The sequence below is a fragment of the Ignavibacteriales bacterium genome (assembly GCA_026390595.1).
In the GTDB taxonomy this organism is placed as follows: domain Bacteria; phylum Bacteroidota; class Ignavibacteria; order UBA10030; family UBA10030; genus UBA9647.
The window spans coordinates 146,613-169,120 of record JAPLFQ010000022.1; the positions used below are offsets into that span (position 1 = coordinate 146,613).

General features: G+C 54.9%; 27 protein-coding genes. 19 read left to right on the forward strand and 8 right to left on the reverse strand.

Annotation, left to right across the window (positions count from 1 at the left end):
• Positions 1-2: 2 nt before the first annotated feature.
• Genes NTU47_11995 through NTU47_12005 form a run of 3 tightly spaced genes read right to left on the reverse strand, consistent with a single transcriptional unit; the run spans position 3 to position 2,975 of the window.
• Positions 3-1,169 carry an NAD(P)/FAD-dependent oxidoreductase gene (locus NTU47_11995; protein ID MCX6134527.1) on the reverse strand — a complete coding sequence of 389 codons (1,167 nt, stop codon included), beginning with the start codon at positions 1,167-1,169 and terminating at the stop codon, positions 3-5.
• Positions 1,150-1,854: a methyltransferase domain-containing protein gene (locus NTU47_12000; protein ID MCX6134528.1), complete on the reverse strand. Its 705-nt coding sequence runs from the start codon at positions 1,852-1,854 to the stop codon at positions 1,150-1,152. The genes NTU47_11995 and NTU47_12000 overlap by 20 nt, the downstream gene beginning before the upstream one ends.
• A complete protein-coding gene (locus NTU47_12005) occupies positions 1,854-2,975 on the reverse strand; it encodes a type III polyketide synthase (protein ID MCX6134529.1) in 1,122 nt (373 codons plus the stop codon). The genes NTU47_12000 and NTU47_12005 overlap by 1 nt, the downstream gene beginning before the upstream one ends.
• 142 nt (positions 2,976-3,117) lie before the next feature.
• Here NTU47_12005 and NTU47_12010 point away from each other — a divergent pair, with 142 nt between their 5' ends.
• From NTU47_12010 to NTU47_12090, 17 genes are all read left to right on the forward strand, one after another.
• The gene (locus tag NTU47_12010) at positions 3,118-3,480 is read left to right on the forward strand and encodes a hypothetical protein (protein ID MCX6134530.1); all 363 of its coding nucleotides are present in this window, start codon (positions 3,118-3,120) and stop codon (positions 3,478-3,480) included.
• Positions 3,481-3,617: 137 nt separating this feature from the next.
• Positions 3,618-4,103: a hypothetical protein gene (locus NTU47_12015; GenBank protein MCX6134531.1), complete on the forward strand. Its 486-nt coding sequence runs from the start codon at positions 3,618-3,620 to the stop codon at positions 4,101-4,103.
• Positions 4,104-4,210: 107 nt separating this feature from the next.
• Positions 4,211-4,711: a GNAT family N-acetyltransferase gene (locus tag NTU47_12020; GenBank protein MCX6134532.1), complete on the forward strand. Its 501-nt coding sequence runs from the start codon at positions 4,211-4,213 to the stop codon at positions 4,709-4,711.
• A 236-nt stretch (positions 4,712-4,947) separates the two neighbouring features.
• Entirely contained in the window at positions 4,948-5,454 is a 507-nt protein-coding gene (locus NTU47_12025; GenBank protein ID MCX6134533.1) for a PaaI family thioesterase, read from the forward strand.
• Between the two features lie 46 nt (positions 5,455-5,500).
• Positions 5,501-6,238 (forward strand): MBL fold metallo-hydrolase, encoded by a 738-nt coding sequence (locus tag NTU47_12030; GenBank protein MCX6134534.1) that lies wholly within the window; start codon positions 5,501-5,503, stop codon positions 6,236-6,238.
• A 1-nt stretch (position 6,239) separates the two neighbouring features.
• Positions 6,240-7,307 (forward strand): hypothetical protein, encoded by a 1,068-nt coding sequence (locus tag NTU47_12035; protein MCX6134535.1) that lies wholly within the window; start codon positions 6,240-6,242, stop codon positions 7,305-7,307.
• Between the two features lie 40 nt (positions 7,308-7,347).
• The gene (locus NTU47_12040) at positions 7,348-7,728 is read left to right on the forward strand and encodes a carboxypeptidase-like regulatory domain-containing protein (protein MCX6134536.1); all 381 of its coding nucleotides are present in this window, start codon (positions 7,348-7,350) and stop codon (positions 7,726-7,728) included.
• 52 nt (positions 7,729-7,780) lie between these two features.
• The gene (locus tag NTU47_12045; GenBank protein MCX6134537.1) at positions 7,781-8,542 is read left to right on the forward strand and encodes a hypothetical protein; all 762 of its coding nucleotides are present in this window, start codon (positions 7,781-7,783) and stop codon (positions 8,540-8,542) included.
• A gap of 18 nt (positions 8,543-8,560) precedes the next feature.
• Entirely contained in the window at positions 8,561-8,971 is a 411-nt protein-coding gene (locus tag NTU47_12050; GenBank protein ID MCX6134538.1) for a hypothetical protein, read from the forward strand.
• A complete protein-coding gene (locus NTU47_12055) occupies positions 8,968-9,270 on the forward strand; it encodes a hypothetical protein (GenBank protein ID MCX6134539.1) in 303 nt (100 codons plus the stop codon). The genes NTU47_12050 and NTU47_12055 overlap by 4 nt, the downstream gene beginning before the upstream one ends.
• A 178-nt stretch (positions 9,271-9,448) precedes the next feature.
• Positions 9,449-10,081 carry a hypothetical protein gene (locus NTU47_12060; protein ID MCX6134540.1) on the forward strand — a complete coding sequence of 211 codons (633 nt, stop codon included), beginning with the start codon at positions 9,449-9,451 and terminating at the stop codon, positions 10,079-10,081.
• A 118-nt stretch (positions 10,082-10,199) separates the two neighbouring features.
• Complete coding sequence (locus NTU47_12065) at positions 10,200-11,252, forward strand: PP2C family protein-serine/threonine phosphatase (GenBank protein ID MCX6134541.1); 1,053 nt, start codon at positions 10,200-10,202, stop codon at positions 11,250-11,252.
• A 232-nt stretch (positions 11,253-11,484) separates the two neighbouring features.
• Entirely contained in the window at positions 11,485-11,982 is a 498-nt protein-coding gene (locus NTU47_12070) for a DinB family protein (protein ID MCX6134542.1), read from the forward strand.
• 32 nt (positions 11,983-12,014) lie between these two features.
• Entirely contained in the window at positions 12,015-13,178 is a 1,164-nt protein-coding gene (locus tag NTU47_12075; protein ID MCX6134543.1) for a metallophosphoesterase, read from the forward strand.
• Positions 13,179-13,197: 19 nt separating this feature from the next.
• Positions 13,198-13,845: an ankyrin repeat domain-containing protein gene (locus NTU47_12080; protein MCX6134544.1), complete on the forward strand. Its 648-nt coding sequence runs from the start codon at positions 13,198-13,200 to the stop codon at positions 13,843-13,845.
• 16 nt (positions 13,846-13,861) lie between these two features.
• Positions 13,862-14,665, forward strand: a complete 804-nt coding sequence (locus NTU47_12085) for an MOSC domain-containing protein (GenBank protein MCX6134545.1) — start codon at positions 13,862-13,864, stop codon at positions 14,663-14,665.
• A gap of 137 nt (positions 14,666-14,802) precedes the next feature.
• Positions 14,803-15,495, forward strand: coding sequence for an SGNH/GDSL hydrolase family protein (locus NTU47_12090; protein ID MCX6134546.1), 693 nt, complete (start codon positions 14,803-14,805; stop codon positions 15,493-15,495).
• A gap of 108 nt (positions 15,496-15,603) precedes the next feature.
• Here the strand turns inward: NTU47_12090 and NTU47_12095 are convergent, their stop codons facing one another.
• The 5 genes from NTU47_12095 to NTU47_12115 form a co-directional block, all read right to left on the reverse strand.
• On the reverse strand, positions 15,604-16,098 hold the full coding sequence (locus tag NTU47_12095; GenBank protein MCX6134547.1) for a ferritin: 495 nt from the start codon (positions 16,096-16,098) through the stop codon (positions 15,604-15,606).
• A gap of 63 nt (positions 16,099-16,161) precedes the next feature.
• Complete coding sequence (locus NTU47_12100; GenBank protein ID MCX6134548.1) at positions 16,162-17,439, reverse strand: TRAP transporter large permease subunit; 1,278 nt, start codon at positions 17,437-17,439, stop codon at positions 16,162-16,164.
• The gene (locus NTU47_12105; protein ID MCX6134549.1) at positions 17,436-17,933 is read right to left on the reverse strand and encodes a TRAP transporter small permease; all 498 of its coding nucleotides are present in this window, start codon (positions 17,931-17,933) and stop codon (positions 17,436-17,438) included. Before NTU47_12105 ends, NTU47_12100 begins: the two co-directional genes overlap by 4 nt.
• Positions 17,930-18,937, reverse strand: coding sequence for a TRAP transporter substrate-binding protein DctP (dctP, locus tag NTU47_12110; protein MCX6134550.1), 1,008 nt, complete (start codon positions 18,935-18,937; stop codon positions 17,930-17,932). Before dctP ends, NTU47_12105 begins: the two co-directional genes overlap by 4 nt.
• Before the next feature lie 197 nt (positions 18,938-19,134).
• Positions 19,135-19,989, reverse strand: coding sequence for a TRAP transporter TatT component family protein (locus NTU47_12115; protein MCX6134551.1), 855 nt, complete (start codon positions 19,987-19,989; stop codon positions 19,135-19,137).
• A 314-nt stretch (positions 19,990-20,303) separates the two neighbouring features.
• On the opposite strand from NTU47_12115, the gene NTU47_12120 reads away from it, so the two are divergent.
• Both NTU47_12120 and NTU47_12125 read left to right on the forward strand, forming a co-directional pair.
• Positions 20,304-20,996 carry a response regulator transcription factor gene (locus NTU47_12120; GenBank protein ID MCX6134552.1) on the forward strand — a complete coding sequence of 231 codons (693 nt, stop codon included), beginning with the start codon at positions 20,304-20,306 and terminating at the stop codon, positions 20,994-20,996.
• Positions 20,993-22,462 carry an ATP-binding protein gene (locus NTU47_12125; GenBank protein MCX6134553.1) on the forward strand — a complete coding sequence of 490 codons (1,470 nt, stop codon included), beginning with the start codon at positions 20,993-20,995 and terminating at the stop codon, positions 22,460-22,462. Before NTU47_12120 ends, NTU47_12125 begins: the two co-directional genes overlap by 4 nt.
• Positions 22,463-22,508: the final 46 nt, after the last annotated feature.

Genomic DNA, 22,508 nt, shown 5'->3' on the forward strand with positions numbered 1-22,508 from the left:
CTTCAGTCAGTCTGGTTCAACGACGGCCCGCGTGTCAGACTGATAGCCGACCGGAGCAAGGAAGGAGAGAGTGACAGCAGAGCGACCCCGAAGCGGCGGAGCGGAGTCGAAAGCACGATGCGCTGCAATGCGGCTGCGGCGCGTATGCGAGAATTGAACATGAGCTCCCATCGCCTGCGATACTCCGCCTCCAGAGCACGCTCATCGGGAGTTGAACTGCGGGCATCCAGAAAAAGCCGCCCCAGCATATGAGCACTTTGCATCGCCATGCTGATGCCATCACCTGCCAGCGGCGAAATCACCCTGCCTGCATCGCCTATCATGAAGATTCCGTTCTCAACGAGATTTCGCGCACCGAAAAAGATGTTGCCTGTCCCATAGACTTGTGCACGTTCTGCCGTCGCAATTCCAGACCCGCCCATGACATCAGCAAAGTGCGGGTTTGCCCTCATCAGTTCACGCAGGCGTGCCCGAGGCGGAACATCGTCGCCCGATCGCCGCTCAAGGAAACAAATCGTTGCGAATCCGTTTCCAACATGGTTGACTCCGCAATACATCCCGGGCCCGGCGAAAATCCGAATCTCGTCCTCATCTATTCCGACCAACGCTTCCGACGGCACGTGAAACTTCATGCCGTTCATCTGTGTGCGTGCTCCTGCACACTGTCGACCCAACCGCTTGTCAAGCGGAGAAGTCTTTCCGTACGCGCATATACACCACCGTGAGTAAAGTATCAATGGTGCGCCGTCCATTCGACAATGAATCTCGAAACCATCCGCACTCCGAAGAATGTCATCCGCTTCAGCCGGCTGTAGCAGCTTCACTCCGTTCCTGGCTGCCGTGTTCAACAGAAGCTCATCGAACGCCCCACGCTTCATGCCATATCCCGCAAAACCGAGCAGTTCGGAGAACATCGGTCCCCGATCTGGACATAGCGTGAACCTCGAGATCCGAGCCGGGCCGAGTGAAAGGAATTCACTCTCGATGCCAAGGTCGCGGGTTATGCCGACCACCTCGTGTGAGAGGAATTCGCCACAAAGGATCTCGCGTGGAAATGTCCGGCGTTCCACCAGGCAGACGGAATAGCCCGCTCGTGCCAACTGGAGTGCCACAGTTGCCCCGGCCGGCCCGCCTCCAATAACCACGCAGTCATACCTGTTTTCGGCCATGGCGATCTTCGGGGAATGAAATGGAAACCAGCCAGCGGAACGCCCAATGGCGCGTGATGGTCACCGATCCGTGTCTGGAAGCAATTTCGGATAGTTCCTTCTTCAAAAAGCCGCGTCGGACGGATAGCGGCCCATCGTGTCGCACCATCGAACTGCGTGAAAACAGGGACGTCAGAAGCGTGATGCCGAGGAATGCCCAGACCGATCTTCGCAGATCATTGATGACGATGCCCACTCGGGCCACTCGTGACCATTCGGCGAACAACCCGTCAAGTTCAGGCTCAGTAAAATGATGACAAAACAGAGCGGCGTGGACGATATCGAATGAACGATCGCAGAACGGCAGTCGGAGCGCCGACGCGTTAACCACGCTCATCGGCGAGATCCGTGGCCGGGAAGATTGGCAGGCGCGGAAATTCAGATCAAGGGCTGTAACGTGGAACGGTCGTCCGAGCTCGCGCAACGCGTGAACAAGGTCCGAGCCTCCCGCTCCACAGTCGAGGATTTGGAGCGGACGATCAATCGGTATTGCCTCGGTTGCTCGTCTGATGCCCGACGTGGAAACCCGGTCGCCACCGAGCAAACGATTGATCACACTCAATTCCGCCAGGGCAGCGTCGATCCGTTCGTCGTTGATCGACATATCGTCCATGATTTCCCTGGACGTGCTGCGTGGACCCAGCATCAAATCCCTTTCAGGAAGGCCAGTTCCATGGACAGCCCGGGACCGAACGCAATCGCGCAGAGCCACTCATCCTTTTGCAGTCGCGTACGGGAAAAGAGTTCTTTCAGGACAAAGAGAATTGACGCGGACGACATGTTGCCGTACCGACGAAGAACGGCACGGGACGGATCAGTTTGCTCATCGGTCAGACGAAGTCCGTTCTGAAGCGAGTCAATGATCGCACGCCCGCCGGGATGCAGGGCCCAGTGACGGATACGCTCCGGCTCGAGCCCCATGCGCCCGATTACCTGTCTGGCTACCGGCACTGCTTGTTGGAGAATGATCTCCGGCAATTCCGAAGAGAGCATCATCTCAAATCCGGTATTCCCGATTTCCCATCCCATCAGTTGCGCTGATGCAGGGAATATGTGCGAAGAGGTTCCAACCAGGCGGGCTTTAGCCTGAACGTCGTGCGAGGCGGAAAACAGCGCAGCTCCGCAACCGTCAGCGAAAATCATGTTGGCCAAAATATTGTCGCGTGTCGGCTCTGTTTGCAGATGGAGCGAGCAAAGCTCGACGGAGACAAGCAGTGTTGTACGTTCCGCAGCGCCGGCCCCGCGCAATGACTCAAACACGGATGTAAAACCGACAAGCGCCGCGGCACACCCCATGAAACCGATATGCGTGCGTTGAACATCGGGCGGAAGACCAAGCGTTGTGATAAGATGATGATCGAAGTTCGGTGCAGAAAATCCGGTGCACGAAACCGTGATCAGCCGGCTGATCGACGATGGCGCATAGCCGGTCGATACAAGGAGATCAGTCACCGCGGCAACCGAAAGCGTATTTGCCCATTGTTTGTACAGTTGCATGCGCTCCCTTGTACCCGGCGCTGGTGCGGCCGGATCCGTGGAATAGAAGCGGGTGGCGGCGGACGGATCTGCATCCGGAACGACAACGGCGCGGGTTTCGATGCCCGAACGGGCAGCGGCAGCGTCGATCATGCGCGCGACCGCGGGCCGTTCGCCCATTCGGCGTTTTAGTTCTTCGGCGGCTCGTTGCTGGGAGACAATGTAGGGGGGTGAAGTTGTGGCAATCTGTATGAGCACGCGGTCCCTCCGTCCTTTCTGACGATGGACCAATGTAAAGAATAGCGATGTGAGTCTCAAGCGGCTTGAGCGCTGCAGAGAATTTCCGTACTATTCTGCGTCATTGCCCGCCTGCTCAAAGGCGCAAGTTCGTTGTGGGCACAAAATCCTTCAGCATCACAACACAGAATCGGTCATGAAGAACCGTCTGAGTTTTCTACGAATCGTTTTTTGCGTCGCGATCCAGTTCGGAGCCTGCAACAAGTCAAACAACATCCTCCTGGGCCGCGTTGAGGAAAAACTCGGGAGCCACGTTATCATCGTAACAGACTGCTTCAAGACAAGCGTGCCACCCGCTCTACTCCTCAAGAGCGCAAGCGACAAGCCGTTCTATCGCTTCACTCCCTGTCTCGATGCTGATGTGGTTATTGACGGTGATGTACTCATCGTCAACGGAAGATCATACGGTGCCATCAAGCAGGCTGACACGGTGACCGTCGACCACGGAAAGGTCCTGGTCAACAACATCGTGACACCGGTCGCCAATGCGATACGCTAAGACACGCCTGGCATCCTCACTGCACGGAGAAGATATGGGCGAGAAAAAGCTTGCCGCAAGACGTCGCCATCCGCGGTCTTTGGCAGGAGTGGTATTGGGGCAGGCTTTGACACTTCATAGAGGGATGAGAAGAAAACATGGAACAAGACAAGGACATTACGCCCGCCGAGATGCTTGCCCACCTCAAATCGAATCGCTTCATCGTCGGAATCCCATTCGCAGCGCTCATCCTTGATTTGCTGGGGCGCTCGCTGAGCGATTTCGACATGTCAGTGTTCCGGCCTCTTGAAGCCGGGATCTTCGTCGTCGCCGGACTTTCCCTCCTGGTTGCAGCACACTTCGACAGACAACACTCCCTGAAGTCACACCGCATCGAGATATGGCTCGCCCTGGCATTCGGTTTGGGCGCCCTTCGCAGCGGACTCTGGGCAGCCGGGATGGATATACAGGATGTCAACAACATCGACATGGCTTTCGGCGTGGCGGGAGCTGTGTGTGTCTATTTTTGGACGACCCGGTCTTCGCTTCAGGTTGCTGTCAAGCCAGTGCCCAAAATCCGGGTACCTACCCCTCCTGCCACCAAAATCGCTCAGAAGCCATCTGACGAGCGATATGTGAACTAACGATCATCGTATGTGAAACACCTTACTCCGTTTCTGCCCGGCTTCGAGAACCGCACGGTCAGTGAGTTGCCGATTTCAGTCAATACGCTAACCCAGGCATGATCATCATGAAAACAATCAATCTCCTCAATATCGGCCATGCAACGCTTCGGTTGCTGCAGACTGACACCGAACAATTCTGCCGTTCCCACAATGTTCAGATGGGTCAGAATGCCGGCATCCTCCTCGACGTGGTCGCTCAAACAACGAAACTCATGACCACGGTCGGCGGAGATCCAAAGTGGTTCGGTTACCTCGCCATCGACACCAGCACCAGACAGATGGTCGGCACGTGCGCATTCAAGGGAGCACCGACAAAGGAAAGAAGCGTTGAGATTGCCTACTTCACATTCCCTGTATTCGAAGGAAAGGGCTATGCGACAGCGATGGCATCCATGCTCATTCACGCCGCACAGTCGTCTCCGGAAGTCGACTCCGTCATCGCTCATACTCTGCCTGAGACAAACGCATCGACGAGAATTCTCCAGAAGGTGGGTATGAAGTTCCTGGGAGAAGTCATCGATCTTGAAGACGGCCGTGTGTGGCGGTGGAGTCTGGATCCGGGCTGACAGTCTGCAATTTCGAAATTCTCCATTCCTTGTTCGTTATTCGAGATTCATCTTGAATTCTGAATAATGAACAAACGAATTTCGAATGCTGAAGTAATGTGAGTGCTCTGTACATTGGTGTTCATCGTCGCCCCCCTTTTGTTGACACTCCACGCAATTTGCGTTACCTTTGCGGCACAGAGCCCATCGTCGCACTACACACCATCAGCACCGACCTGACAAGAGGAGGCACGCTCTTGCTCCACCATGTAACCGGAAAGCAACAGAACAGCAAGATGTGTTTTGTCTGCGGGTTGAAAAACCCCTTTGGATTGCACAGTTCCTTCTACGAGCTGGAGAGCAAGGAGCTCGTGTGCGTTTTCACCCCGTCAGATCAGCATCAGAGCTACCCGGGGCGACTCCACGGCGGAATCACCACAGCAATTCTCGATGAGACGATCGGTCGAGCCATCATGGTGCTGCACAAGGAGATGCTATGGGGAGTGACGGTGGAGTTCGCGACGAAATTCAAAAAACCGATTCCTCTCGGCCAGGAGCTTCGCGTGGTTGGCAGAATTACGAGCGATACCAGCCGTTTTTTTGAAGGAACGGGAGAACTCCTCCTTCCTGACGGCGTGGTTGCTGCAACTGGCCACGGGAAGTACATCAAGATGCCGCTTGAGAAGATTGCGGACTTTGATGCAGCCGAGCAGGAATGGAGAATCGTGCACACAGAGCGGGATCCAAAGACCATCGAACTGTAATTGTTTTCACGGATGCAGTTTCTCTCATGTTCAAAGGAGTCGCCCCATGAAACGAATCGCACTCATCACGGCGCTGCTGTTGGCCGTCGTAGCGTTGCCGCTCCTCGGCCAGCCGAAATACGAGAGTGACACGCTCAAGTCAGCTGAAGGAAACATCATCATCTCCTTTCTCGGCCACGGTTCGGTGATGTTCGGGTTCAAGAGTATGGTCATCTACATCGATCCTGTCAGCCGATACGCCGATTTTGCGACAATGCCCAAGGCCGACCTGATTCTCGTCACGCATGAGCACGGTGATCACCTCGACAGTGCGGCAATCGAGGGACTCCGAAGTGATAAAACGAAGATCCTTTGCACCGAAGCCTGTCTTCCGAAGGTACGCGGTGGAAGCGTCATGAAAAACGGCGAAACTCAAACGATAAGCGGCATAAAAGTCGAAGCCGTGCCGGCATACAATATCGTTCATATGCGGAGCGAGGGTGTTCCCTACCATGCAAAGGGAGCCGGGAGCGGGTACATCCTGACTTTTGGCGGAAAAAGAATCTACACTGCCGGCGATACGGAGAATATTCCCGAGATGTCGAAGCTCGGTACAATTGATGTTGCCTTTCTCCCGATGAATCTTCCTTACACCATGACGCCCGAAATGGTCGCCGAAGCCGCGAAGAGAATGCAACCGAAGATTCTGTATCCCTATCACTTTGGAAAGACCGACACTGCCCTTCTCATGAACCTGCTCAAAGACGAAAAAGGGATCGAAATACGAATCAGGAAAATGCAATAGTATGGGCGCCGACGCACTCATAGGGGCCGTAACAATCCCGTTCGTCCATATCACCGATCTCTATCATCCTCCGCAGGATCCGGACGACCACTTTGATCTTGCAACGGTGATGGCATTGCCGGAGCTCGACCTCAGGGGAGTCATCCTTGATACAACGACGAGATTCCTGCACGCGGCCCCGCAGGGATTCGATATTCCCCGAGATCCCGGTTTTGTCCCCGTGGTCCAACTCAGTTACCTGCTTGGTCGGACAATTCCAATCGCCGTTGGTCCTTCTGAGCCGCTGAAACATGAAGGGGACAATTGTCGCGATCGTGCGCCGTCAGAGCAGGCGGGCGTCGAACTGCTCCTGAGCATCCTGCGTTCAAGCTCCGAACCGGTGGTGATCTCGATGGTGGGTTCGGCACGCGTGGTCGCTGCGGCATTCCTGCGCGAGCCCGAGCTGATGCGCACACGGACGCGGGCCCTGCTACTCAATGCGGGAGCGACGGCAAAGACCAAGACCGAATGGAATGTTAATCTCGATCTCATCGCATACAAGGCACTGTGGAACTCCGGATTGCCGATTCATTGGTACCCTTGCGCGACAGAGCGTGGAGCGTTCGACGAGGACCACGAGTATGGCACCCACTGGAAGGCCTCTCATGAATCCCTGCTGCATGACCTGTCTCCCGCCCTTCGGGCATGGTTTTGTTACTCACTCACTGGCAATGCACGCGGAGACATCATTCGCGCTCTCAGAGAAGAGGGTAAAGGTTCCGCGTGGGAGCATGTCTTGTCTGCGAAGCGCAACTTGTGGTCGACAGCATCACTCGTGATGGCTGCTGGCCGCACTCTGGCAAACACACCGCAGGGATGGCGTTTTGTGGCCGGCAACGGGTCTTCGATATCCGGATGGCCGATGTTTCTCGACCCGATTACTGCATCCGTTCGAGAGGACGGTCAGGTGGACTGGCAATCGGATGCCGGGGCTTCAAGGTACAGGATTTTCCGGCGACAGCCCGGGCGGCAGTACGGGGCCGCGATGGCTGAAGCTCTTCACGCGTTGCTCCAATCAATGCAGTGCTGAGCATCGGTGTAAACGTTGTTGGTTTCTGCAGGAGACGGTCATGAAACATCACGCTCTTATCCTGGCGTGTATTTTCGTCCTTGCCGCGTGGGATGGGTGCAAGGACTCGGGTTCCATACTCGATGACGATTCCGGCATCGAGGGACAGGTCTTTTTGATTTCCAAGCCCGGTCCCATCCCGATCGGGTGGATCCCACCTCCGCTCGAGCAGGTAAACACCATACAGGTACTGGATGCTCAGCGGAAGATTGTGCGGGAGGCGGCCACGAGTGACAAAGGCAAATTCATCATCCCGGTTCAACCCGGGACCTACTATCTTAGAGTGAAAGAGTCTCCGATAACCGCCGAGACAGGCCCCTTTGTCATCGCAGCCGGGAGATATCTGATTGTAGAAGCTCACTACGACAGCGGAATGCGCTAGCACAAGATCATTCGCATCGCCACTCTCGTCACCATATCACAAGGAGAAGATTATGACAGGTCGAATCAGCGCTCTCATAGGATCGTGCGCACTTATCTTCGCAGTCAGTACAGCCCAGGATGCCGGTCAGTACACGCGCGACGAAGTCGGAGCCGTCAAAAAGAAGATCGTAGCCGTGCTCGACGCCGTCGGACAAATGCCTGAGGGGTATTCGAAGGAACGAGAGAGTTTCAATCTTCCCACAGATGCAGGCAAGAACAGTTCGTCGGGTCTCTTCCATCCTGTGTACGCGAGCGGTGAACGCAGGTTCGGGAGTGAAAAAGCGGTCCAGAAAGACGCCAAAGAAATCCAGAAGGAATATCAGAAGAAGATGGCTGAAGCGCAGGCAAAAGGCGATATCTCCGCCATCTCGAAAATGGCACAGGAGATGCAGCAGAAGGCAGCCCAGGTTCAGATGAAGGCTGTAACGTCTCAAAAAGTGCCGATCAATCTCCGGGTTCAGATCAACTCAAACCCGGGAGCGACGATCGATCCGGATGCTGTTGTGTTTGAGAAACCAGGTGTCATCGCGCTGAAAGAGAAGAAAGATGGGACTGAAGACGAAGGAAGCATCCACATTTTCTTCGATCCCGTCAGCCTCAAGAACACCAAGCAACTTTCACGAATCGATACCAAGTTGCCGGAAAAGGGGACAAGCTCGAAAACTGCCGTTTTCAATGTTACCGTTGAATTCTCTGGTCCGATCGCCGAGATTGAAGCCTGGGCGAAACGAATGGATACGGCTAAGGTGCTTTCCCTGATCGATGGGAAGTAGCGCGTACAGGAGAATCGTATGCTTGCCAAAATGAAGAAATACGTTGTCGTCTGCCTGCACAATCAGACTCCGCTCTCTGAGAACGAGGCAAGGAGACTCAAAGAGCGAATCATCGCGTCGAAGCCGCATTACTGGGAGGAATACGAACCCGGAGTCTATCTCGCATTCTTCCTCATCAAATGGGGCGGCAGAACGAAAAGCATCAAGTTGACCGCGAGCGCCAGAGTACTCAAAGGACCCGGGACACCCTTTGAGAACATGGGTGTTGACAGAGCCATAGGCGAACTTGTCACTGAATCAACGTGGTACGGCAAAATCCTGACCTGCCCGTTCGGCGACGCCGTCAACCAGGCGATCAAGAAGGCCCGTGAGGATGGAGCCAGATACACCACACCGGGCGATAGCAGGACCGGGGAGGAGAAGCAGTGACCCGGGACCGAATGAACATCCTTTCTGTTTCAGGCTTTCTGATCATGGTCGCCGGACTGATGTTGTTGTATCTCAACCGCGGGCTTTTTTCGTTTTCACCTGTTGTGATTGCGCTCCAGGCAGCGGCGGTTTCTCTCATGGTCTGGGCACGCGTCACGTTCAAAGCGCGGAGCTTTCATCTCTCTGCAGCTCCGACGGAGGGAGGACTCGTTACCACAGGTCCATACAAGTATATTCGCCATCCGATCTATGCGGCGGCTCTCCTGTTCGGTTGGTCGGGTGCCGCCGGCAACTGGTAGGCTGAGAATGCTCTTCTCGGGTGCCTCGTGTTCGCGGGTGCAATCACGCGGCTGATATGCGAAGAACAGCTGGTACGAGCACGGTATTCCGAATATCAGCAGTATGCAGAGAAGACAAAGAGGCTGATACCGTACGTGTTTTGAATTCATTGAAGCTTCTCCGGAAGGGAGGCGGCGTATGCGTTCCAGTGAGGCCATTGTGGCAACTGTTCTGGGAAGATCATTGGTGTCGATCGCGTGTTGTTTCGTAGTCGGCTTGATTGTCTTTCAATCGCGCGTCTTTCACCCGTACTTCTGGACTTCGCAGCTTATCATGTTCGGCATCGCAGGTTCGCTGTTCTTTCACACGCTGCGGATCAATCGAAGAAACGCCTTCGCGGTGCTGCTGGTGGTGTTCGTCGTGACGATCGGGTTGCTCTTTCGGCATCTCCAGCCGGTGATGATACTGAGAGATTCCATCTTCTATGCGACTCTCGCCGGGGTTCTTTACGCCTTCTTCACCGTATTCTACGTGAAGAGTGTAAGACTAAGGAATCTCCAGCCCCTCGTGCTGGCAACGCTCTTCGCCATAGCGTTTTCGATCGCCACTGTTTTCCTTGGCTTCCTGGATGAGACGTTCTTCCGTCCCGTCGCTTCCAGCCTCTTTGAGGCAGTCCTGACAAATGCGAAGTATCAGTTCCTTGTGGGATTGGGAATTGGGCTCGGCATTCTCTTGCTGGACATTGGCTATGTCCACAGGGCCTGTGTGCTCATACAACGCCTGCTGGGCTCGCTCGGCGCGTCGTTTCGTGAATTTGGAGAGCGGCTATAACTTTCTCGCACAAATGCCGTCCTCATGGTATCCATTGTTCCTTTTTCCCTGACACCGTAGACCTATGACCTCTGGCAACCCCTCCTCTGATTCAAAACCTAACCTCGGCAGGACTATCATGGATGATTTTCGTCGCGGCGATTTTGAGCGGACGATGCGGCGCGACTTCAGCGAACTGAAAGATTTCATGCTGACCGAGGAACGCCAGAAACGGCTCAAAGAAATGAAACAGGTGAAACGTTGGCTATTCATCGCCTGGTGGTTCCTGGAGGGGCTCTTCCTGAAGTTGACGCCCGCACGGCGCATCCTGCTCCTTCTTGCGATCCTGTTGCTGATCTCCAACGTCAGCGTGAGAACCGACGGACAGGGATCGAGCTTCGAAGGATTTCATTTCATAGGTGCGCTCGTTCTGTTGTTCATCATCATGCTCGAGCTCAAAGACAAGCTTCTCGCGCACGAAGAGCTTGAAGCCGGCCACGCCGTGCAGAATGCGCTCATGCCGGAACGCACGCCTCAGGTTCCGGGGTGGAGCCTCTGGCTCTATACGCGGTCTGCCAACGAGGTCGGCGGCGACCTGGTGGACTTCATTCAAATCACCCCCCAGAGGATCGGGATCACGCTCGGCGACATTGCGGGCAAGGGCCTGCGCGCCGCTCTGCTCACAGCGAAACTCCAGGCAACAATCCGGGCGCTCGTCCCGGACGTCATATCTCTTGATGCACTCGCCTCAAAGCTCAACTTCATCTTTTGTCGTGACAGTCTCCCCAACCTGTTCGCCTCTGTCGTCTATGTCGAAATCCAGCCTGACTCCGGCTCTGTCCGCATGGTAAACTCCGGACACTTTCCTCCGGTCATCCTGCGCGGCGGTCAGATCGAGAAGACAGAAAAAGGGGGCATCGCTCTGGGCCTCTCATCGCAGTCGACATTTCATGAACAATATATCGAACTCGGCAAGGGAGAAACGATGGTGATCTATTCCGACGGACTCACCGAAGCCCGGAACCTGGAGGGCGCGTTCCTCGGAGAACAACGTATTCTCGACCTTCTTCCCCAGCTCACGCCGTACTCGGCTGAACAAATCGGCGATCGACTGCTGCAAGAGGTTGACCGCTTCATCGGCGAAGCGCGGGCATTCGACGATGTTTCGATCGCCATCCTCAAACGCATCTAACCAGAATCCACAGAAGTGTGGTGCCTCCGCATCCTCGGCGACTCTGCGATGATCATCTTCTATCAAAGAAGAACACCCCCTTTTCCCGACGTGTTCGACCTTCTCCTCAAGAATCCGTACATTGCCCTGTAAGCACCCGACCAGAGGTTCAGGTGTTCACCTCGCCGTGAAACTCTGAATCGTCTTCCTCTGTTATCTATTGAAGTCCACCTTGATGAGCGTAAGGCATCATATGAAACGCGCAATCTCGAAGTCTCAATCGCCCCGGCTGGATGATCTTGTTTTTCAGGTCGATCAGTCCTATCGCAGAAAGGCCTGGCACGGAACGAACCTGAGGGGTTCTTTGCGCGGACTGTCGGCGCGCGAGGCTGCCTGGCGTCCGGGCACCGGCAGGCACAACATCTGGGAAATCGTGGTGCACTGTGCCTATTGGAAGTATATCGTCCGCAGGCGGCTCCTTGGGGAAAAGAAGGGATCATTCCCTTTGAAGGGAAGTAATTGGTTCCTGCGATCAACCAATCTGACAGAAAAGGCGTGGACGCAAGATCTCAAACTGCTGGAAACATGCCACTCATCCCTGCTTGAAGCCGTCGCTCAGTTAAACGACCGGGATCTGGCCCTCAACCCGAAGGGAATCAAAGTGAGTAATCTGGCCATTATCGTCGGCATCGCTTCGCACGACGTCTATCACGCCGGTCAAATACAAATCTTAAAGAGGCTTCAGCGTTGAACTCAACTGACAAACAGAAACACATGAACCGTATGAACTTCATCATATTCTTCTCGATTTTCCTTCTCCTCTACGGACTCATCAATTACTACATCTTTCTCCGGGGGTGGCAGGCAATACCCTCGGATTCGCCGCTGCGTCTCCCCTATGCGGCGATCTTCTGGGTCCTCGCGTTGTCATTTATTGCAGGTCGATTCCTGGAGCGAGTAGGCATCACACCGTTCAGTACAGCGTTCGTCTGGGTCGGAAGCTTCTGGTTTGCAGCCATTGCCTATTTCACCTTGTCGCTTCTGCTCATCGATATACTGCGCCTGATCAACCACGTCGTACCCATATTCCCGTCATTCATAACGGCCAATATCGTTCGCACGAAAACTCTGACCGCCATCGGGCTCTGCTTCATCGTCACCCTCACCCTTGTCGCAGGATATTTCAACGCCCGTTCTCCGCGCGTGAAGGTGCTGGAGTTGAACATTCCGAAACAGGCCGGTTCTATCAAGTCCCTCGAGGTCGCTGTCGCATCCGACATTCATCTGGGAACGATTATCGGGCGCGAACGATTGAACACCATCGTGGAGAAGATCAACAGCCTCCACGCCGATCTCGTGCTCTTTCCGGGGGACATCGTAGATGAAGACCTCGCACCGGTGATCAAACAAAATCTCGGGGAGATGCTTCGCACCATCAAGGCGAAGTACGGGGTCTACGCAACGACGGGAAACCATGAATACATCGGAGGGGTAGAAGAAGCCTGTACATACCTGACGGAACACGGCATCAGAATCCTGCGCGACGAGGTCGTGAATGTCAACGGTGGCGTCGTTCTCGTCGGAAGAGAAGATCGGAGCATTTCGCAATTCAACGGCAAAAAGCGCAGACCGCTGGCTGAGCTCATGACCGGCGTCGACAAGAAGTACCCGATCATCCTGATGGATCACCAGCCCTTCGGCCTGCACGAGGCAGTGGAACAGGGTGTTGACCTTCAACTCTCCGGCCACACCCATCACGGCCAGCTCTGGCCCTTCAACGCAATCACGAACGCGATCTATGAGCTCAGCTGGGGGTATAAGAAAACGGACCAGACGCATTTTTACGTTTCCAGCGGTGTCGGCACCTGGGGCCCACCCGTGCGCCTCGGCAATACGCCGGAGATTATTCACCTCAAGCTCACATTTGGAACATTACCACCTTCGTAGCATCAGTGCTGAGCAACGCATGACACCACAGCAACTCTTCGCCGCGATTGAGGCGGGCCAGACCGACACGCTTCTCGAACTGCTCTCTGCCGATCCCTCGCTCGTCGACGCACGCAACACATCAGGGCTTTCCGCAGTCCTCTATGCAACGTACATCGGACTGAATGAAATCGCGAGGACTCTGATCGATCGGGGAGCACGGCTCGACATCTTCGAAGCGGCGGCCACCGGTACGCAAGAGCGGCTGGAACACCTCCTGCACGACAATCCGTCAAAGGTCAACGCGTATTCCGCCGACGGATGGACTCCACTGCATCTCGCGGTGTTCTTCGGTCGGGCGAATACCACTCGCGTGCTTCTCTCAAATGGGGCCGATCTCAACGCTGTGTCCCGCACACAAGAACGCGTCACACCCCTTCATTCCGCACTGGCGAATCCACACAATACGTCACTTGCTCTGATACTCGTCGAGGCCGGCGCAGACATCAATACCGCGCAAGCGCAGGGATACACTCCGCTCCACTATGCAGCTGCGAACGGGCTTGAAACCATTCTGCGAACGCTGCTTGACAAGGGTGCAGACAAGTCGATGCGCGATAGTACCGGAAAGACCGCAGCTGATCTCGCAAACGAAAAAGGCCACTGTTCCCTCGCAGATCTTCTTTAACTAGCCATCGACCGCCATGCCTTCTCTGCACCTGACTGAAATACACATCTACCCCATCAAGTCCGCCCGGGGAATTTCCCTCTCCTCTGCCCGGCTTGATGACCGCGGCCTTGAACTCGACCGCAGGTGGATGGTGGTGGATGAAGACGGGCATTTTCTGACACAACGCACGCTTCCCAGGATGGCCCTCATTCATGTGACGCTGGGGGAAGATCATCTCTCTGTCACGAGTCGGGGATTGAGCGAACTGATCGTCCCCTTTCGGAGACCTTCGGGCGCAATGATTCGTGTCCGCGTGTGGGAGGATTCTCTCGATGTCATGGACGTTGGCCAAGATGCAGCGTCGTGGTTCACCGAACTCCTCGGCGTACGCTGCCGGCTCGTCCAGATGCCCGAGAAATCCGAACGATTCATCGACAGCAAGTACGCCCCGGTAAAATCTCCGGTCAGCTTCGCAGATGCGTTTCCTCTCCTCCTCATGTCAGAAACATCCCTCGACGATCTCAACACGCGCCTTGCAGAACCGGTACCCATGAACCGCTTTCGTCCAAACCTGGTGATCGCCGGATCGTCCGCATATGAGGAAGACACGTGGCGAATTCTACAGATCGGTTCAGTTTCCTTCCGCGTTGCGAAGCCATGCGCCCGATGCTCAGTCCCGACAGTCGACCAGGATACTGGCGAGGCGGGTAAGGAGCCGATTCGGACGCTCAGCACGTACCGGACTCGGGATTCGAAGGTGTACTTCGGTCAGAACCTCATTCACGAGGGGCGCGGTATTGTCAATGTTGGCGACGCTGCACACGCGATGACCAGATGAGCCCGCGGTTGTCCAATTCCCGGTTTGAGATTCTGGAAAAAAAGCTCTACTCTGCATTGGGTTGCTGCCCGCTTCGCCCCTCTTGAACAATGGTTCACATTTCTTCGGCGGTCACAACAACTCCATCAGGAGACCGCATGAAACTGCTACGAATGTGCTCGTTCGTGCTCATTACCGCCGCCACACTCTCAGGCTGCTCAGGTGAAAAAATGACTCTGCGACAGGGAGATCGGATCGTCTTTTTCGGTGACTCGATCACCGAACAGGGCGTGAAACCCGGAGGATATGTCTCACTCATCCGGGAAGAACTCACAGCCCGCAATCCGGATCTCGGTATCGAGGTCATCGGCGCCGGCATCAGCGGCAACAAGGTTCCCGACCTTCAGAATCGTCTTGTGCGTGACGTACTCGAGAAGAAGCCCACCGGGGTCGTGATCTACATCGGCATCAATGATGTCTGGCATTGGAATCTGAAAGATCTGAAAGGAACGACGAAGGAGAAGTTCGAAAGCGGACTCCGGGAGATCATCGCGAGGATTCAATACTACGGTTCAGCTGTGATTCTGTGCACGCCCACAGTCATCGGCGAGAAGCGTGACTCGCTGAACGCTCAGGATCCGATGCTGAAGGAGTATTCCGATATCAGCAGGAAAATCGCGAAAGATCGAAACGTTCAACTCTGTGATCTCCACAAGGCATTTCAGGACTATCTCGCCGTTCACAACACCGGCAACAGGGAACATGGAATCCTGACGACCGACGGTGTGCACCTGAACGACGAAGGAAACAAGCTCGTCGCGAAGGAACTGCTCAAGTACTTCGTGAGGTGACCATCACCTTCCCGGTGCCAACTTGGGTGCCGGTCACCTTCCATAGAAACGAAAAAGCCCGACCGTTCGACGATCGGGCTTTTTTCCTGTACTCGGATTGCTGATGACTCAGCCTTTTGCTCTCGCGCCAACTCTCGAGTCGAGCATCGCCATGCCTGCCGGCGATTCACCGATAGTCTTGAGCATCTCAATGATATCCGTGGCATTCTTCTCCTCTTCGACCTGCTCCTTGATGAACCAGTGGAGCATGACCTGCGCCGCATAGTCCTTTTCCTTCAGCGCCAGCTCATACAACGCCTCGATCGTCCCCGTCACTTTCTTCTCGTGCTCGAGCACTTTCTTCATCACTTCGAGCGGTGTCTTGTAATCCGTCTGCGGTTTCGCAATCGCTTCAAGGACCACCTTGCCGCCCCGCTCGTACACGTAATGGAAGAACTTCATACCGTGCTCGCCTTCCTCTTCGCTCTGGAGTTTCATCCAGCGCGCGAAGCCAGGAAGGTTGACGGATTCAAAATGAGCAGACATCGCCAGGTAGAGATAGGACGAGTAAAGCTCGTGATTGATCTGTTGGTTTAAAGCGTCCTGCAGTTTCTTTGATAGCATGATGGTTCTCCTTATGATAGCACAAATGGAATCAGCCTAGGATATGTTAAACCACGATTTTCGTCATCGGGTTCCCAGGTACCTGGGAAGCCAGAGGCTGAGCTCCGGAACATACGTGATAATGAGCAGCGCGACTACTTCCATGAGTATGAAGCCGATAACTGCTTTGGAAAGATGGTAGATCGATTTCTCAAATCTGAGACTTGAAAGGAACAGGTTGAGTCCCATCGGAGGCATCAGATACCCCAGCTCGAGATTCGTCAGGAATATGATGCCGAGGTGAACCGGATCGATGTTGAACTGTGCGGCGATGGGGAGGATCAGTGGAACAGCGACAATGGCCGAGAAGATCTCCATCATCATCCCGATGATGATCAGAAAGCCGTTCAGGATCAGCAGGAACATGACGCGGCTTGAGACATGCGCCTTCACGATCTCAAACAGCTGCTGCGGAACTTGTTGATCGATGAGATAGTTCATCAGTCCCAGGGCCGATCCGAGGATCATCAATATGGCACCGACGAGCACCATGCTCTTTTTCATGACCCGCGGAACATCCCGGACGAAATGCAGGTCCTTGTAGATGAATACCTCGACAACAAACGCATAGAACGCCGTAATCGCCGCCGCTTCTGTTGCTGTGAAGGCCCCCCCATAGATTCCCCCGATGACCACGAACGGCAACGGGAGTTCCCAGGCAGCCGCTCTCAGTGTTGATGCCACTTTGTCCCAATGGAATGGAATCTTCGGCACTTTGGCCTTGATGCTTACGCGCAGGCTGTACACAGACAGGAAGGCAATCAGCAGTACGCCCGGGATCAGGCCGGCGACAAAAAGCTTGTCGATGCTGACTCCAGCCACGAAGCCATAGAGGATGATCGGGAGACTGGGCGGGAACAACAGGCCGATGCTTCCTGACGCCGTGACAAGCCCAAGGGAGAATTGCTCCGGGTAGTTTTCTTTGAGGAGGATCGGATAGAGCAGACCTCCTAGGGCGACGATCGTGACACCTGAGGCTCCGGTGAACGCAGTAAACAATGCACACGTGAATAGTGCGACGATCGCCAGTCCCGCAGGCATCCATCCGAAGAGTGCTTGGGCGAGATCGACGAGACGCTTTGGCGCTTTGCTCTCCGCGAGGAGATAACCGGCGAACGTAAAGAGAGGCACTGCAAGGAGCGTCGGCGTGTCGGCGATTTTGTAGAGATCGATGATGAGAGCGGACGTGTCGATGTCCGCTGAGGTGAAGGCATACAACCCTATGGCACCAAGGATCGTAAAGAGCGGTGCACCAAAAAACGCGAGCACCAGGATGGCGATGATGAAGAACCAGACGCTCATAGCCTCTCCCCCTCTTTCGCCGCCCCCCCTGCACGAAGGAGTGCCCGGATAAGAAAGTGCACCATCAACAATCCGAAACCGACTGGTATGATGATTTGAGCGTACCACGAAGGAATATCCGCAAAGACAGTCCGGTGGTCCGCTATCTCGCCATGCACGAAAGTCCATGATGCGCGCGCAAGCAGGTAGCAGATTCCTGCCGCGAACAAATCAGTCAGAACCTCCACAACTGACCGGATACGGGGAGGAAGGAATCGGCGTAACGCGTCGATGTTGATGTGGCGGTTCTCGCTCGTCGCAATCGCGGCACCCAGGAACCCGAGCCATAGAAGCAGGTGACGCAGCAGGATATCGGCCCAGAAAATTCCGGAGGAGAACAAATTGCGCAACACCACCTGAAGAAAGGCCATCACAACCATGACCGAGAGCAAAGTGATCAGCACCGCTTCTTCGGCCCTCGTAAGTGCCTTGTCAATACTCTTGAGTATGTTCATTTTGACCCGCGGCGAGTCTTCCGGAAATCAGTGACGGCCTTCTCCACCTTGTTCAGGAAGTCCTCCGTGTAGAGTTTTCCGACAAGCGCACGGCGCGAGCGATTTCCCACTTCGACATATTCCTGGATGTCCTTCTCGGTCGCAGGAAGAACCGCAATTCCCCGCTTCTTCAGCTCGGCAAGCGCGTCTTTATTGTCCTTCCTGCTCATCTGTGTGAGTTTCGAGAGGTAGAGGCGACCGTTCCTCAAGAGAATTTCCTGCAGGTCTGGCGGGAGCTGATCGTAGAATTTCTTTGAAACGAGAACAGAGCCGGATGCGTCTGCCAGCGGGACATCCACCATATATTTCACTCTGGCATACCATTGCAGTGCGATGGCCGCGTACGGAGTGGTATAGAATGCGTCGATCAATCCGGTCTGGAGCGACGTCATGACGTCGACAACGGACAATGGAATGGGGTTGATACCGAGGGTCCGGAACGCGGTCTCTGCAATCGGATCGCCCTCCCACGTCCACATCTTGATTCCTTTCAAGTCCTCTCTCTTCCGGATCGGCGAAGAGGTGAAGACGTGGACGAATCCGACTTCGGCCCAGCCGAGAAGGACGTATCCCCCCTCTTCAAATGCCTGTTCGAAATCCTTTCCGAATTCCTTGTACAGCATGTCAATTTCGTCGTCGCTGCGGATGAGGAAGGGTGAGTCGAGAATTCGGACTTTGGGGGCAATCTCGCCCATGCCAACCCCGGTAAATCCGCCGCTGTGGAGCTGCCCCACGCGGATCTTCCGCAGGACGGATTTTTCGTCCCCCTGCACACCTCCGGCATAGATCTTAAAACCAAGACGTCCGCCGCTTTCCTTGCGTATGGCCGCGTCATACTCCTTCATCACGTTCATCCATGTGCTTCCATCGGGCGCGATGGTCGCGAACTTGATGCTATACTGTTGGGCACAGACCGTCAGCGATGCAAACAAAGCGCAGGCGAGTATTGAGGCAAGTCGTTTCACTGGTACTCCTGATGAAGTGGCTAGAACTAGGAAAAGCAAACCGCCAAGCACGCGAAGAACCGCATAGGAATAATCGAGATGTTCTGATTATTCAAAATCTCAAACATTTGGCGCTCTTGGCGGCCTTGCTTGCCCCGAACGATGTTGGTTCGGGGGCGGTTCATCTTTGTTTCTGAAAATAGATTTTCACCATGATGCTAAAAGAAGTCGTTCATATGTTCACGGAGAAGTCTGGCCTTCTTCTTGGCGATCGCATTGGTGAGTCGGGCTTCCGGCAAGATATCGAGCGAGGCGTCATCCACTTTTTTCAGCAGGCTTTCAAAAAGCTCCTGGTCCTGTTTCGGGACAGCATACATCTTTGCATAGTACACATACGTCAACAGAAATTTCCCGCCGTTGACAGTGAGCGCACGCTCGAAGTACTCCTTGGCTTTTTCAGGTTTCCCCCCAAGCACTTGCGGGACGCTTCCTTCGATGCTGCCAAGGATCAGATACGGGCCGCCATAGAAGTACGTCGGATCAGTCTGGCGAACAAACTCCATCATCGCCAGGACCTTGGGCAGGTCAGCAACAACTCCGACATCCGAGCGGGTGATATTGATGTAGCTTCCCCATCCGAATGCAGTCCAAAAAACCGCGGGCACGTCGTCCTTTGTGAGAGTTGCGAGCGCCGCCTGGAATGCGGGAAGGTCCTTGTCGAATGCTTCCCTGATCTTCTGGTTCTGCAACAGTACCCTCATTGCATAGTCACGGCCCCGGACGTAGAATACCCGGGCGCGTTCGATACTGTCATCTTCGGCGAATGCGAGTGAGTACGCATTGAATCCCTGCGCAGCCATGAGGAGGAGCTTGGAATTCTGGGGATCTCCTTTGATGAGAGCTTCGACGAGCTTGAGGTTGGAACCGAGAGCCCCCTCCGCAAGTTTCAGGTCTCCCTCTTCGTTGAACGATTCGAGCCCGAAGTCCATGATCCCTCCCATCGTTCTGATGGCCATAGTCTGGATACAACCCTGCAGAAGGAGGGCTGAGAGGAGAAGCGCGAGTTTTTTCATACGGGATTCGAGTGTTTTAGCGGACCAGGGCAGCTTGATGCGGCAACGACAGGGCGATGGTTTACCCCCGTGTCCCTTCTCACAAAGAATGATCTTCAAAGGACTGATAATACCACCGAAAATATAGTCAAAAAAGGCCCGAGTTTCAAACCCGCAACTTTTGCGAATGTCCGGCGCCGCCGGCCGGCATGCGAACAAAAACCGAATTGATACTGTTTAGAATATGAGCTACTTTGAGATCGGTTTTTCAAACCACAGTTGCGTGTGCAGCGACCCTTCCAAAACGCGTGACTTCCAATCACTCAAGTTTCTCCATGCATATACTCCTCGTCGAGGATGAAGCAAAAGTTGCTCGCTTCATCAAAGAAGGCCTCACGGCAGAAGGATACGAAGTCGACACAGCCCCCGACGGATCGATCGGTGAAAAGAAGGCGCTGTCCGGCGATTTCGATCTGATACTGCTGGACGTTCTGCTTCCGAAGAAGAACGGCTTCGAAGTCCTGCATGCACTCCGGAGCAGCGGACTTCGTACACCGGTCATGATGCTTACCGCACGGAGCGCGACCGAGGACGTTGTGCAGGGGCTCGATCGTGGAGCAGAAGACTACCTGACGAAACCATTCGCATTCAACGAGCTCCTCGCCAGGATCAGAGCTCTCCTTCGCCGTGAACGCCAGAGTCCGACCGTCTACAGGCTTGCAGACCTCCAGTTGAATACGATGACCCGGAAAGCGAAGCGCGGAAACACCATCATCGACCTGACGGCCCGGGAGTTCGCGTTGCTGGAGTACCTCATGCGGCATCCGCGAGAACTGATCACCCGACAGCAGCTTGCGAAGGAGATCTGGGGATTCAACTTCGATCCCGGAACGAATATCATCGACGTCTACATCAATCACCTTCGCAAGAAGATCGACCTGGGTTTTGAAAAGAAGCTCCTCCACACCGAGCGCGGCAAGGGGTACTATGTGTCGGATAAGAACCTCGTCAACGGTCCGAAGAAATGAAGTTTCTTCACTCCATCCGTTCCAAGCTTACTCTCTGGTATACTGCGCTCCTTGCGGCAACGCTCGTCGGCTTCGGGGGAATTTCCTACCTCTTCACTCGTTCGACGCTTTCGAACAACCTCGACCTTTCCCTCCACAGCGAAGTCAAGTGGGTGAACGAGTTCATCGAGCCCCGGGCAAAGAAGGTCCGCCTCAAGCGGTCTGCGCTCCTGGAGCTCCAGCAGCTGAAAAAGACGACGCCTTTGCCGGCAGAGGTCGGTCAGGACAATACCGATACAACCGGCACCGATGAAATCTGGAACCAGATCTACCAGCAGACGATCCTCAGTCCGCGGAGGCAGTACATCCAGATCCTTGACCGGAACGGGGACCTTTTGTACCGCTCCCCGAGCCTCGGCAAACAGAAACTGGACTACACCGAGATTCCGTACGGATGGGTGAACATTGTCACCATCCGCGATGAACAGGCACGCGATCTCCGCCTCGCCATCACACAGAACGACTACGTCAAGATCTTTGTTGCTTACCCTCTGGAAGAGCTGAATGAGGCGCTTGACGGGATCTTCATGATTTTCCGTATCCTCGCCCCCATTGCGCTGCTCATTTCCGTCATCGGCGGATGGTTTCTGGCGCACCGATCGCTGAAACCCGTCGATGCGATCACACGCACCGCGCAAATGATCAGCGCGCAGAACCTGAACCAGCGGCTCCCTGCCAAGGGAGTCGATGACGAACTCGGCAGATTGACGGCAACATTCAATGATATGATAGGGCGGCTGCAGGAATCGTTCGCCGAGATCCAGCGTTTCTCCGGCGACGCATCCCATGAATTGCGCACTCCCCTCACGATCATGCGCGGTGAAATAGAGGTTGCGCTCCGCAAGAAGCGTTTGCCGGTCCACACGCGCGAGCTGCTTACGAGCATTCACGACGAACTCGTGCGGCTCTCGTCGATCGTCGAAAGCCTCATGACGCTCATCAAATCCGAATCGGGACGGCTGACGTTTCAGTTCGATGAGGTTTCGCTCGACAGCCTGGTGCGGGAAATCGCGGAAGACACACTCGTTCTCGCTTCTGCCAGGAAGATCAAAGTCAGCGTGCGCGAGGTGGAATCCGTCACCGTCCGGGGCGATGCGGCGCGTCTTCGACAACTTCTGCTGAACCTGGTCGAGAACGCGGTCAAGTACACGCCTGACCGCGGTACAGTCACGCTGGCTCTGACAAAAGTGGGAAGCAACGCTTCGATACTTGTCAGCGATACCGGCATCGGAATCCCCAAGAAGGATCTTCCGAAAGTGTTCGATCGATTCTACCGTGTGAAGGCGGACGGAACCGGCAGCGGTCTCGGTCTCGCAATCGCGAAATGGATCGCGGAAGCGCACCATGGATCAATCCAGGTGACCAGCCGCGAGAAGAAAGGGAGCACCTTCACCGTATTGCTGCCGCTTGTGAAGAGCACAACGTAGAACGTCTGCAGTGCCGCTCATTCCTGCTCCGCTATGTCCGTGCCTC